Here is a 12,083-nt window from a genome sequence, read left to right as displayed (position 1 = left end):
GTGCAGATCGAGCCCGGACCGATGCCGACCTTCACCGCGTCGGCGCCGGCGTCGATCAGCGCCTTGGTGCCGTCGCTTGTCGCCACATTGCCGGCGATGATCGCCACTTTGTTCGAGACGCGCTTGATCCGTGCCACTTGGTCGAGCACCGATTGCGAATGGCCATGCGCAGTATCGACGACGACGGCGTCCGCTCCGGCATCGATGAGAGCCAAAGCGCGCTCATAGCCTTTGTCGCCGACGGTCGAAGCCGCCGCGACGCGCAGCCGGCCTTCGCTGTCCTTGCTGGCATTCGGATGCAGCGTCGCCTTCTCCATGTCCTTGACGGTGAGCAGGCCGACGCAGCGGCCTTCTTCGTCGACGACGACGAGCTTTTCGAGCCTGTGCTGATGCAACAGCCGCCGCGCCTCGTCCTGGCTGACGCCTTCGGTGACGGTGATGACCTTCTTGGTCATCAGTTCCGAGACCGGCTGGTGGGGATTGTCGGCAAAGCGCACGTCGCGATTGGTCAGGATACCGACGAGCCGCGCCGGCTTGCCCCGCGGCCCGTGCTCGACCACCGGGATGCCGGAGATGCCATGCTGGCGCATGACGGCGAGCGCATCGGCGAGCGTCGCGTCAGGCACGATGGTGATCGGATTGACCACCATGCCGCTTTCATAGCGCTTGACCTTGCGCACCTCCTCGGCCTGCGCCTCCGGATCCATATTGCGGTGGATGACGCCAATGCCGCCCGCCTGGGCAAGCGCGATGGCGAGCCGCGCCTCGGTCACCGTATCCATGGCGGCGGAGATGATAGGCAGGCTCAGGGTGATTTCGGGGGTGAGCCGCGTCCGCAGATCGGCGGCGCTCGGCAGAATTTCGGAATGCCCCGGCAAGAGCAGGACGTCGTCGAACGTCAGGGCTTCCTTGAATGCTGCGCGTTGTACCGCCATAGCCAACTCCCGACGGCGCCACAGGCGCCAGATGTAAAAATGGCCGCGACTCGGTTGAGCGATGCGCGGCAGACCCAAAGTTGGCAGCGGCTCTTAGCACGCCTGTGCCGCGGCGCAAAGAAAAGTGCAGCGCATAAGCCGCCGGCCCATTGCGCCGAGGCCTTGAGATAGGGGCAAGCTGTGGAAAACCCAAGCTTTCCCGGCCAAACCGGCTGTCCCGCGGGCCTATTAAATCGGTTCGGCAGCGTTTAGATGACGGGAACCCCGATTGCTATCCTTGGATGCCTGCCTTGCCGCGCTATGGCCTGACCGCGCTCATTGTCGCTTGCGCCCTGTTTATGGAGAGCCTTGACGGCACGGTGATCGCGACCTCCCTGCCGGCGATTGCCGCGGATCTGCATCAAGATCCGATCTCGCTGAAGCTGGCCCTGACCTCTTATTTGCTGTCGCTCGCGATCTTCATCCCGGCGAGCGGCTGGGCGGCAGATAAGTTCGGGGCGCGGACCATCTTCCGGTCGGCGATCGTCGTCTTCACGCTCGGTTCGATCCTGTGCGGTTTCTCCAGCACGCTCTGGCAATTTGTCATGGCGCGGATCGTCCAGGGCGCCGGCGGCGCGATGATGGTGCCGGTCGGCCGGCTCGTCCTGCTGAGAACCGTGCCCAAATCCGAGGTCGTCAGCGCCCTCGCCTATCTGACCATTCCCGCCTTGCTCGGGCCTCTGTTCGGACCGCTCGTCGGCGGCTTCATTACGACTTATTTCCACTGGCGCTGGATCTTCTTCGTCAATGTGCCGATCGGGCTTCTCGGCATCGTCCTCGTCAGCCTGCACATCCAGAACGTTCACGGCGAAGCCTGGCCGCTCGACGTGCCGGGCTTCCTGCTCTCCGGGGCGGGGCTCGCGGCGCTGATTTTCGGCATGACGCTGGCTGGGCGCGGCATCGTCGGCCTCGATGTCGTCCTTGCCCTGACGGGGATCGGCACGCTGCTGCTCGGCGCCTATTATCTGCACGCGCGCCAAGCGAAATTCCCGATCCTCGATCTGAACCTGATGAAAGTGCCGACGTTTCGCGCGGCGGTCATCGGCGGCTCCTTGTTTCGCGTCGGAGTCGGCGCGACGCCGCTGCTCTTGCCGCTGATGCTGCAAGTCGGCTTCGGCCTCAACGCTTTCCAGTCGGGCAGCATCACGTTCATCTCGTCGCTCGGCGCCATGGCCATGAAAACCACCGCTGCGCCGATCCTGCGCCTCGTCGGTTTTCGCCGCGTGCTCGTTTTCAATTCGCTGCTGAGCACGGCCATCCTGGCGAGCTATGGCTTCTTCACGCCGACAACGCCGCATCTCCTCATGATGGCGCTTCTGCTTTTCGGCGGTTTTTTCCGGTCGCTCGAATTCACCAGCATCAATGCCATCACTTATGCCGACATCGACCATGCTACGATGAGCCGGGCGACGAGTTTTTCGTCCGTCGCGCAGCAATTGTCGCTCAGTCTCGGCATTACCATCGGCGCCCTGCTCTTGCAGACGGCGCAAGCAATCCACGGCACGGCGCATATCACGACCGCGGATTTTCCCTGGGCTTTTGCCGGCGTGGCGCTGGTCTCGGCCTGCGCAGTCCTGCTCTTTTACGGCTTGCCGGACGATGCCGGCATTCATCTCGCCGGCGGCACGCCGCGCAAGAAAGCCGCGCAGGCTGAGCAGACCGAAGGCTAGTCTTGGCGGCCGCGAAAGCCTGCCGCCAGCACATAAAGCTCGGAGGAATCCGCCCGGCTCGCCCTGGGCTTCACATGTTTGACGTCGGCGAATTGGCGCTTGAGCGTCGCAAGCAGGCTCGTCTCCGTGCCGCCTTGCAGGACCTTGGCGAGGAACGTCCCGCCCGGCGCCAGAATCTCGGCAGCGAACTGCGCGGCAAGTTCGACGAGGCCGACGATGCGCAGATGATCCGTCTTGCGATGGCCGGTCGTATTTCCCGCCATGTCGGAGAGCACGACATCGGCCGGCCCGCCGAGCCATTCGGTGAGGATTTGCGGCGCCTCCGGCGCGAGGAAATCGAGCTGGCGGAAATCGACGCCGGGGATCGTCTCGACCGGCAGAAGATCGATGCCGAAGACTTTACCCGCCGCCTCCGTCGCGCCGACCTTTTGGGCGGCGACTTGCGACCAGCCGCCCGGTGCCGCGCCGAGATCGACGACCTTCTGGCCACGCTTCAGGATGTGATAGCGGGCATCGATTTCGAGGAGCTTAAAGGCGGCGCGGGATCGAAAACCTTCGGCTTTGGCACGCGCCACATAGGGATCGTTGAGCTGGCGTTCGAGCCAAAGCGTCGAAGCCAGAGAGCGCTTGCGCGCGGTCTTGACCCGCGCCTTCAGCGCGCGGCCGGTGCCGGACGATTCCTTGGCGCTCATCGCCCTGCCCGGGCGTGTTCGGCGTCCATCATTTGCAGCAGAATGCCTTCACGCAAGCCGCGGTCGGCAATGCGCACGCGCTTGGCCGGAAAGGCGCGGCGGATGGCTTCCAATATGGCGCAGCCCGCCAGCACCAGATCGGCGCGTTCGGTGCCGATGCAACCGTTGGCGACACGTTCCGGATAAGGCATGGACCGCAGTCGCGAGACAGTCGTGTCAATCTCCATGTCCGACATCCAAAGACCGTCGACGCGGCGGCGATCGTAGCGCGCGAGATTGAGGAATATGCCGCCGATCGTCGTGACTGTTCCGGATGTGCCGAGCAGATGAAAGCGCTCGCAGCGCGGCTGGTGCGCCGCCTTGGCAATGAATTCGTCGAGTTCGGCTGCCACATGCGCCACCATTGCCTCGAACAATTCGTCGGAGACGTCGACGCCACCGAATTTCTCCGCCAGCGTCACCACGCCGAGTTTCAGCGAGACCCAAAAGCGAATGCGCTCGCGCCCGGCCCCGAGTCCGCCACGGTCCGTCTGCGGTCCGAGCCAGATGACTTCCGAAGAGCCGCCGCCGATATCAAAGAGGATGACCGATTCCGCGGTCGGGTCCGCCAAGGCAGCACAGCCGGCCGCGGCGAGATGCGCCTCGGTCTGGCGGTCGATAATCTCAAGCTCGAGACCAAGCGCGTCGCGCGCGCGGGCGATGAACTCGGCGCCGTTTGCTGCCATCCGGCAGGCCTCGGTGGCGATGAGACGCGCATGCGTTACATGCCTTGCGCGCATTTTGGTGCGGCAGATTTCGAGCGCCTCGAGCGTCCGCTTGATGGCCGATTCAGCCAACCGTCCCGTCTGCGACACGCGCTCGCCGAGCCGGACGATGCGAGAAAACGAGTCAACAATCTTGAAGCCGGAGAAATCGCCCCCGGAATAGGCCGGCCGGGCGATCAGCAGGCGGCAATTGTTGGTGCCGAGATCGAGCGCCGCGAACGTCGGCGGGGCCGTGGGCCCGCGATCGATCCGGGGCTGCGGGGCCGCCGCCGGGTCGAGCGAAACGCCGCTGACGGCGCCGTTGAGGAAGCCGCCCGGTTCGGCTTGCCGCGTCGCCAGGGCGGTATCTTGTGCGTCGTTCAGACTCGACATCTCGCCCCAAACCGATTTGGCGCGGCAACGAGGAAGCGGATACGGCCCTCAGCCGCGCCATCTCCATCCCGGTCATTGGCCCCTTGGTCAATGACCGAAACCGCCTCTGCTCAAGCAGTTATATGCCAACCCCAATCTAGCATAAGAAAAGCGAGGCGACGGGTCTATGTCAATTGTGTTAGGAAAATTTACAGCTATTATAAGTAAAATAGTTCTCCGCATTCAGAGCTTGCCCCATGGCCTGTCATGGCCGTGTCGCCAAGCGGCGGTTATAAAATCCTGCCTGGCGCGTGCGGATCTTGGGCGTGATCGGAGTGATAAGATGGGTTTAGCTCGGGCGGCGCAGATGCTCGCGCTCGCGCCGGTTTTGGCGGCGCCGGCGGCGCACGCCGGCAATACCGTTCCGCCCGCCAGATTAGAAAATCCTTTGGCGGCGATTCCGCTCAGCCAGCTTGCGACGACGCGGGACCGGCCGCTTTTCGTGCCCGATCGCCGGCCGCCCCCGCCCGTCGCCGTGGCCCGTGATACATCGCCCCCGCCGCCCGCCGAACCGCCGAGCCTGTCGCTGCTCGCCATCATCCTCGACGGCCATCAACGCGCGATCGTCCGCGCCGAGGACACCGGGAAAATCTTACGACTGCAGATCGGCGACAATATCGACGGCTGGCGCATCGCGCGGATCGAGAAACAGCGCATCGAAATCGTGCATGATAGCCGCGCGATCGACATCACCATGTTCAAGAACGATCAACCGAAGCAGAAGCTGGCCGGCGGCGCGGACTAACGAATAAAAAAAGCGCAGATGCGGGTGATCGCATCTGCGCCTTTAACATCCGGCTCTCTTGTCGCCGTTATTTCTTGGCCGTTTGCGCTTCTTGCGGCCGGTAGCCATCGGTCAGCGTCTGAAGAAAAGCGATGACGTCGTCGATTTCGGCATCGTTCAGCGCCGGCTTGTCGCCGAATTTGCGATCGAACGGCGCGTCGATCACATCGAGATTCTTCTTATATTGCGGCGGGAAGTCATTATAGACGTCGATCTTGCCGTTCGGCAGCTTCGGATACCATTTGCCTGGATTGGTTTCGCGCTCGACATAGAAATGCAAAACATCCTTGAGCGAATGGAAATAACCATTGTGAAAGAACACATGGCGGGTCGCGACATTGCGCAAGGTCGGCGTCTTGAACAGGCCGCAATAAGCGCCGGCTTTGGCGTAATCCTTACGTAGCGGGCCGCATAACCCGAGATCGTAGTAATTCTGATCGTGGTTCGCCGGAATAGCCATGTTGCGCGGCGCGCCGAGTGCTTCGTACTGATAATCCGTGAACGCAGGTTTGATCAGGCCGTCGCGCGACGGCTTGTCGAGATGGCACGATGCGCAATCGCCCTTCTTCGGATCTTCGAACAGTTTAAGGCCGCGCATCTCGGCGGCGCTCAGTTTCGTCTTTCCAGAGAGATAGGCGTCATACTTGCTGTCGTAGCGATGGAAGCTCGAGTCTTCGAGCTGAAAGCGCACCAGTGCGTAGAGCGCTTCGTCCAAGGCGAGGCCGGGCTGTCCAAAAATATTGTCGCCGAACAACTTTTTGATGTCGTTGGCATAATAAGCCCTGCGCAGATGATCGACGATCTGCATTGGGCTGTGATTGTCCATTTCGTTTTCATTGAGCAAAGGAAACAGCGCCTGAGATTGAAACGTGTCGGCGCGGCCGTCCCAGTCGAGGCCGCCCTGCGGGACATTGGCTTCCGCGGCGACAGCAGCCGCACTCGTTTTGTCGGCTTTTTTTACGGAGGCGACTTTGACGCCTTCCGCTGGCTGCTGCGGCGCCGGCGGCGGTGCGTCATTATCCGGCGTTAACGGATCCGGCCCGATCGTAAAATGCGGCGTGTGCTCTTTGTAGGCCAATGACGGCACCGCGCGTAGGCCCGCCCGGGCGCGATTGGGGCCGCCGAGCTGCACCGGGAGGCTGTCTCCGGGCGCATAGGCGTGTTGCGGATCGTGGCACGAAGCGCAGGCAAGCTTGCCGGACCCGGATAGGCTCGGATCGAAAAACATATCGCGGCCGATCTGGGCAAGCGCGGAAATTTGGGAGCGGCCGGCCGATGTCGCACTGTCGGCGGCGGGGCTGAGCGTCGCGGCAGGCGCCAAATGCCGGGACGCGTCAAAGAGCAGAAACGAATACGTCGCCGGGACGAGCAGCGCCGTGATCAGCATCGCCGGCTGGAGGGCGGACCACACGAGACGGAAAGTGTGCATGGGCTTCTGTTTTTGCAGCATCGATCATCACAAGAGCAAACGGAAAAGAGAAAGACTTGGGGCGGTTGAACCGCCCCAAGTCTGTGTACGAAACAGGCGCGCTTTAGAAGCTGCGCTCGCCGGTCGTCGGGTCGAGGAACAATCTCGGATTGGACGGACCGAAGGCGAAGTTGAACATGTTGGCCAGCGATCCGGCGACGGCATCAGAACTGCCTTCTCCGACGCGCTGACCACGCAGCCAATTGTCTTCGACGAAGCGGATGACCGAGGATTGATCGGTCACGGTGTGATCGACGAAGTTATGCTTCGCCCAGGGCGAGATGAGGAGCAGAGGCTGACGCGTACCATAACCGCAACGGCCATTGACCGGCTTGCCGTTGAGACCGGGCAACGCATTTGTCGGGACAACGCCCGGCGTCAAGGTTTGGCCGCCGGTGAGCGGGCCGCATTCGCCAGGGGCAATGAGGACGTCGGCCGTGCTCGTCGAAGGATTGAACACATGGGTCGTATGATCATACCAGCCGTCGGAGTCGTCATAAGCGATGACGACGGCCGTGCTGTTCCAGAACGGGCTCTGCTCCAGCGTATTGATGACATTGGTCACGAATGTCTGCTCGTCGATCGGATCGGAATTGCCGGGGTGCGCATCCTGGAAGGCAGGCGCCTTGAGGAAACTGACCGCGGGAAGATTACCGACCTTGAGGGCATCGAAGAAGTCGTGCGTATCATATTGATGATTGGCGCCATCTTTCGATGTGCCGATCAGCGCGACTTTGCTCGGACGCGTGTGCGCAAGGTTTTGCGTCGATTTATAGTATTGGAACGGCTCGTGGTGCGGGACATAGTCCTTCTGGAAATTGGTCAGCCCGAGCGTGGCTGAACTTGTGGCGCGATTGCAGCCGCTCATGTTGTTGCCGTTCGGGCCCGAATTTGTGATTGTCAGGTCGAAGCCGCCTTCGAACCAACCCCAAGAGATGTTCTTGGCGTTCAAAAGATCGCCGATGTTCTTGCCGGTCATGGCAACGTTAGACGTTTTATTCGAGCAGACATCGCCGGTCGGATCGCTGTCGCTGATCAAGGTGAAGCCGCCTTGGCCGTCGGCGATGATCGGCCCGGTATTGCCGGGAGAGGCGATAACGCCGTTGGTCTGGCCGGCAACGAGGTTGATCGCACCGGGCGTCGAAGGACCAAACTGCGTGCTGTAGGAATTATCGTTCAGCGCGAAATTCTGAGCGTAGTTCCATATCGCGGTGACCGTGTTGCCGTCATAATAGCCCATGACAAGGCCGGTCGTATTGAACGCACCCGTACCGCCGGTTCCAGCGGTGCCGGTGTTCGCCGGGAAAAGATCGGCTTTCCCATCGTCATAGGCGGCCTGTTCCGCCTTATAGCCGTGATTCTGATCGGCCGTGTGCGCCTGCAGGCGATCGAGGCGGAACGGATTCGTCGCGCCGGCGCCATTGGCTGGATTCAGATTCGGGTTGTTCGTAAGCAGTTGGGGATTAACGTTGTAGGCATTCACGAGTGGCGTGAAGGGCGACGCATGGAACACCGGCTCGCCCGACGGATTCGTCGCCTTCGGATAGGTGCCGAAATAGTGATCGAACGAAATGTTCTCGCCGAAGATGACAACGAGATGCTTGATCGGCGTCGCCGTATCGCGGTCGTGACCAGGGAACGGGAAATTGATCGGTGTCGGGAAACCGATCGGATGACCGCCGGCCGGCGGAAAGAAGCCGAAGTCCTGGGCCGCTACCGGACTATTGGCGGCGATCAGCGTCGACAAGAATAAGGCGGATGCCGCCTTGGACGAATGCACTGGCATGGAAGTCTCTTGGGAAATGTTGAGGAGGGACGGAGCATCGCTTCCGTTTATGAAAGCGACTTCCGCGACGCGCGGCTGTTTAGAAGCGCGGCGTGACAAGCGAATGACGTAAGTCATGTCAGGTACAAGTATCCTCGACGATCGTGCGCGCGAGCGCTGCGTGTTTAATTTTCTTCACAGCGCATAGACGCATTGTCAGAAATGCGACGCACGAAAGAATGATCGATGACATCATGATGTCGATTCCGTTGAGATGCGCGACTTCGCTTCTTGGTCACTTGCACGGAAAGGAAAATGGTTCGCGGGCGCGATCACATATGATCGTGGCGCCAGAGCGCGCGCAGGCCAAAAGTGACTTGCATCGTCGCCGTATACGTCACCGGCTGCGTCTCGCCCGCCGGTTGCAAAGCGATCGATTCGACAAACACATAGGGCGTAGCCGTTTCGATTCGATAGAGAAGCGCCTGAAGCTTCTCGTAAGGAACGTTCAAAGTCGCTTGAATGCGGACCGCGTCTACGGGACCGGGCCGGTCATCCGGTTCGATACCGGAAGAGATCAGATTGGCGTTCTGCTGCGCCGCCAATTGCGCGATATAGCTTTCGAGTTGTGCGCCGGCGAGGCCGGACGTCGGGGCGCTCAGATAGGCCGCGGCCGGCGCAGCGATATCTTGTTTACGGATGCCGCTTCGCGCCTGATGCCGGCGTATGCGCTCGCGCCGATGCAAGCTATCGGTTGCATCGGCGAGCGCCGCCGCGGCGCCGGCACGCGCGTTCAGCGCCAGGAGCGGCGCGGTGAGGCAGGCGATTATGACGGCGGCGAGTGCCGCGATTGCGATCGCCTGGTCGCGCGTAAGTTTCATCATGGCGCGATGTCCGTGCGCGGAACGACATGGGCGGCGATGGAAAATTCGTAGAGATTGCCGTCTTCGCTGCGGACGGTCGGTGCAAAAAAGCGAACCTCGGAAAAGTCCCGGGATTTCGTCAAAGCGGCAATGAGCGACGGCGGATCGGCGGCGCGGCCGACGATATGCAGATCGGTCTTTTCGAGGCTCAATTGAGTCACATAGGCGTTATCGGGAATGGCGCGGGTCAGCGACTCGAGGATGAAGATCGTCGCTGGGGATTGCGCTTTCAGCGCCCAAGCGCGTTCGGCCGGATTGAGCGTGGCGAAATTTCGCGGCCGCCGCAAAAAGGCCTCCTCCTGGCGCAAAGCGTCCGTGCGCGCCGAGATATCGTCGGCCGCCGCCTGCAGGCCGTTGGCTGAATAGAGGCCCCAGAGCGTCATGACGGCGCTGAGACAGAGCGCCGCCGCAAGACCGGCGCCGATCACTTTCGCAAGGCTTTGGCTGCCCTGCTCCGCCGCGGCTGCGGGTGTCCATAGCACAATGCTCGACGATAAGTTTTTGCCTGAACTCACGCTGATTTGACCAGGCTCGAGGCCGCATGCCGCCAGCGCATGGCGGGCCGCATCGAGCTTCGCCCGCGACGTGATGAAGATTGTCACGTCCAATGCGGTGGCATCGTCCGGTTTCGGAGCGGCTTCGAAACCGTAGATCGTCTGCGCCGGCGGCCAGGGTGACAGGCGCTCGATCTGATTGCCGACAATGCCGGCGGCGAATTCGCGTGCCTGCGCCGGCACGTTGAGGTGTCGTATGACAACGTTGTCAGGTGCAAGTTCGAAGATCAGGAATAGATTGCGCAGCGTCGCGGCAGCCGCGGCCGGCGTGCCGATCCCTACCGTCGCGATCACCTCACCCGGCGCGCCGGAGCGACGGACCACGAAACATTCGCCCTCACGCGTGACGATGGCGGAGCGCCGCAAGCGCCAGGCGCGATGCAGGCCGAGGGCCAAAGATGCCAGAATGTCCAGCCAGCGGGAGAGGATGGCGTCGATCTGCATGGTTGCGGCCTAAATACGTGGTGAAGGCGAAACGGGTGTCCATTCCAAAACGCGATAGGGTTCTGTATCGCGCGGGAGAACGACGATGATGGCGCGCACTTGCTTGACGTAGCCGTCGGGGAGCCGAGCCGTCAGCAGAGCCCGGCCGATCGGGCGGCTCTTCGATTTCAGATAAGTCCCGGCCCCGCCGGTTATCTGGTGCAATTGCGCATCGGCAAGCGCGGGATGCGCGCGCATAGCGAGGACGGCCTGCACCAATGACGCATTCATGCCGGGCAGTGCGGCAAGCACGTCCGGCGGCGCCGTCAAGGCATTGACTTTATCGTCGCCAAACACCGTCGCGAGCGGTGCCAGTGCATGGATTTCGCCTTCAGTGATCCCCACGATCTGGGCCAACTGGCGGAGATCGGTGAAGGCTTGAACGCTTTCTGCCTTGCCGGCTGCCGCAGCGGGCGTCGCCGTAGAGGCAGGCTGGCTTGCGGGGATTGATTGCGCCAGGGCCGGCGCCGCATCCTTTGGCTTGCGTAACGCGTCGATTTCGCCCGCCGCAAGGTTTGCCGTCGCGCGTGACAGACCGACGGATCGAAAGAGCGACGTCAAAACCTCGCGGGGGGCCATATTGATGTCGATGCGGCCGCCTTCATCGCTGAGTTCGATGCGCAGCATGCCCTGCCCGATCACAGCCACGCGCGTCTGCGCGATGAGCGGCAGATTGCCCTGTTGGCGGATGATGTCGGCGGAAAGATCGAGTCCCGCCTGCAGGAGGGCATCGGCTTTGCCGGCGTCATGGTTCAGCGCGGTCATCGTCGCCAAAGCGCGAAAGCTCAGCGAGGTTGCGATCGCCAGCGCCGCAAGCAGAGCTATCGTCCAGAGAACCGCGACGAGAATAAAGCCGTGACTGGCGCCGGTCGGCTTCATGGATGAGCGCCCTGCGCGGCGGGATTTGCAGTGTCGGCATCTTTGGCGGCGAGGGAAAGGCATTTCGCCGCGGCGGTGGCGCAATTGGCCGGCGCATCGGCATAGAGCGGAAATTCCGGCGGCGCCGTCAGATCAGCGCCCGATTCCGCGTCACGGAGATTGAGCCGCACCGAATGCGGCAGCCCGGTTTCGCCGTTCCAATGTGTAACCCAAGCGAGCCGTCCATCCGGCATGCGCTGCGAGAAGCTGAAGGAAATTGCGAGCGTTCCCTTAAGCAGAACGACCGGGTCTTGCGGGCTCGCCTCGGCCAAGCGCAGCCGGGGCCCCGGCCAGGCCGCGCGCCGCCGGACGAGTTCAGTCGACCCGCCCTCGCCATTTTCGACCGTCAGCCTCACCACTTCACCGCCGGGAGACCGCGCCGCCCGCCCCCCGCCGCTGATGAAGAGGATGTCCGTTGGCGTCCCGGCGAAAGCGGCGCGGCGGCCCTGCCCGAGCTTTTCCGTCACAAAGCGCGCGGCCGCGAAATCGCCCGCCAAAGCGTCGATGCCGCGCGCGAGAGCGTCCGTCTGATCGACCGTGCGCATTCCGTGATCGAAGAAAAACACGCTTTGATGCACGAGCCCGGCGAGGGCAAGCATGATCGTCGAGGCGACGGCGAGCGCCGCAAGCGTCTCGACCAGGCTGAATCCGGCACGACGGGTCTTGACCTTGCTCAT

At 62.4% G+C, this 12,083-nt stretch carries 10 protein-coding genes, 1 tRNA gene and 1 pseudogene; 3 read left to right on the top strand and 9 right to left on the bottom strand.

Going from position 1 to position 12,083, the window contains the following annotated elements; translation table 11 throughout:
- A partial coding sequence (locus Q0025_RS07790) for an IMP dehydrogenase (protein ID WP_297297689.1) occupies positions 1–935 on the bottom strand: 935 nt, incomplete at its 3' end.
- A 281-nt stretch (positions 936–1,216) separates the two neighbouring features.
- On the opposite strand from Q0025_RS07790, the gene Q0025_RS07785 reads away from it, so the two are divergent.
- Positions 1,217–2,644 (top strand): MFS transporter, encoded by a 1,428-nt coding sequence (locus tag Q0025_RS07785; RefSeq protein ID WP_297297688.1) that lies wholly within the window; start codon positions 1,217–1,219, stop codon positions 2,642–2,644.
- Here the strand turns inward: Q0025_RS07785 and Q0025_RS07780 are convergent.
- Both Q0025_RS07780 and Q0025_RS07775 read right to left on the bottom strand, forming a co-directional pair.
- Positions 2,641–3,336, bottom strand: coding sequence for an RlmE family RNA methyltransferase (locus tag Q0025_RS07780; RefSeq protein ID WP_297297687.1), 696 nt, complete (start codon positions 3,334–3,336; stop codon positions 2,641–2,643). The two genes, Q0025_RS07785 and Q0025_RS07780, sit on opposite strands and share 4 nt — an antisense overlap.
- Positions 3,333–4,472 (bottom strand): Ppx/GppA phosphatase family protein, encoded by a 1,140-nt coding sequence (locus Q0025_RS07775; protein WP_297297686.1) that lies wholly within the window; start codon positions 4,470–4,472, stop codon positions 3,333–3,335. The genes Q0025_RS07780 and Q0025_RS07775 overlap by 4 nt, the downstream gene beginning before the upstream one ends.
- Before the next feature lie 322 nt (positions 4,473–4,794).
- Here Q0025_RS07775 and Q0025_RS07770 point away from each other — a divergent pair, with 322 nt between their 5' ends.
- The gene (locus Q0025_RS07770; protein WP_297297685.1) at positions 4,795–5,256 is read left to right on the top strand and encodes a hypothetical protein; all 462 of its coding nucleotides are present in this window, start codon (positions 4,795–4,797) and stop codon (positions 5,254–5,256) included.
- Positions 5,257–5,323: 67 nt separating this feature from the next.
- On the opposite strand, the gene Q0025_RS07765 is transcribed toward Q0025_RS07770, so the two are convergent.
- The 5 genes from Q0025_RS07765 to Q0025_RS07745 all read right to left on the bottom strand — a co-directional run bounded on the left by Q0025_RS07765 (position 5,324) and on the right by Q0025_RS07745 (position 11,367).
- A complete protein-coding gene (locus Q0025_RS07765) occupies positions 5,324–6,724 on the bottom strand; it encodes a cytochrome c peroxidase (RefSeq protein ID WP_297297683.1) in 1,401 nt (466 codons plus the stop codon).
- A gap of 103 nt (positions 6,725–6,827) precedes the next feature.
- Positions 6,828–8,549, bottom strand: a complete 1,722-nt coding sequence (locus Q0025_RS07760; protein ID WP_297297681.1) for an alkaline phosphatase family protein — start codon at positions 8,547–8,549, stop codon at positions 6,828–6,830.
- A gap of 311 nt (positions 8,550–8,860) precedes the next feature.
- Positions 8,861–9,412, bottom strand: a complete 552-nt coding sequence (gspM, locus tag Q0025_RS07755; RefSeq protein ID WP_297297679.1) for a type II secretion system protein GspM — start codon at positions 9,410–9,412, stop codon at positions 8,861–8,863.
- The gene (locus Q0025_RS07750) at positions 9,409–10,449 is read right to left on the bottom strand and encodes a PilN domain-containing protein (RefSeq protein WP_297297677.1); all 1,041 of its coding nucleotides are present in this window, start codon (positions 10,447–10,449) and stop codon (positions 9,409–9,411) included. Before Q0025_RS07750 ends, gspM begins: the two co-directional genes overlap by 4 nt.
- Before the next feature lie 9 nt (positions 10,450–10,458).
- A complete protein-coding gene (locus Q0025_RS07745; RefSeq protein WP_297297675.1) occupies positions 10,459–11,367 on the bottom strand; it encodes a type II secretion system protein GspK in 909 nt (302 codons plus the stop codon).
- Positions 11,368–11,436: 69 nt separating this feature from the next.
- Between Q0025_RS07745 and Q0025_RS07740 the strand changes: the two genes are divergently transcribed.
- A tRNA-OTHER gene (locus Q0025_RS07740) sits at positions 11,437–11,567 on the top strand.
- A 435-nt stretch (positions 11,568–12,002) separates the two neighbouring features.
- Here the strand turns inward: Q0025_RS07740 and Q0025_RS14935 are convergent.
- A pseudogene (locus Q0025_RS14935) lies at positions 12,003–12,083 on the bottom strand (prepilin-type N-terminal cleavage/methylation domain-containing protein); the annotation flags it as partial.

This window comes from uncultured Methylovirgula sp. (assembly GCF_947646745.1).
Lineage (GTDB): Bacteria > Pseudomonadota > Alphaproteobacteria > Rhizobiales > Beijerinckiaceae > Methylovirgula.
Note: the sequence above shows the minus strand (reverse complement) of the source record. Positions and strands in the feature narration are given on the sequence as shown.

What these genes read in the sequence shown, in the direction of transcription:
- Q0025_RS07775 (WP_297297686.1), bottom strand. Translation starts at nt 4,472, where the DNA reads ATGTCGAGTCTGAACGACGCACAAGATACCGCCCTGGCGACGCGGCAA.
- Q0025_RS07750 (WP_297297677.1), bottom strand. Translation starts at nt 10,449, where the DNA reads ATGCAGATCGACGCCATCCTCTCCCGCTGGCTGGACATTCTGGCATCT.
- Q0025_RS07760 (WP_297297681.1), bottom strand. Translation starts at nt 8,549, where the DNA reads ATGCCAGTGCATTCGTCCAAGGCGGCATCCGCCTTATTCTTGTCGACG.
- Q0025_RS07780 (WP_297297687.1), bottom strand. Translation starts at nt 3,336, where the DNA reads ATGAGCGCCAAGGAATCGTCCGGCACCGGCCGCGCGCTGAAGGCGCGG.
- Q0025_RS07765 (WP_297297683.1), bottom strand. Translation starts at nt 6,724, where the DNA reads ATGCACACTTTCCGTCTCGTGTGGTCCGCCCTCCAGCCGGCGATGCTG.
- Q0025_RS07770 (WP_297297685.1), top strand. Translation starts at nt 4,795, where the DNA reads ATGGGTTTAGCTCGGGCGGCGCAGATGCTCGCGCTCGCGCCGGTTTTG.
- Q0025_RS07785 (WP_297297688.1), top strand. Translation starts at nt 1,217, where the DNA reads ATGCCTGCCTTGCCGCGCTATGGCCTGACCGCGCTCATTGTCGCTTGC.
- Q0025_RS07745 (WP_297297675.1), bottom strand. Translation starts at nt 11,367, where the DNA reads ATGAAGCCGACCGGCGCCAGTCACGGCTTTATTCTCGTCGCGGTTCTC.
- gspM (WP_297297679.1), bottom strand. Translation starts at nt 9,412, where the DNA reads ATGATGAAACTTACGCGCGACCAGGCGATCGCAATCGCGGCACTCGCC.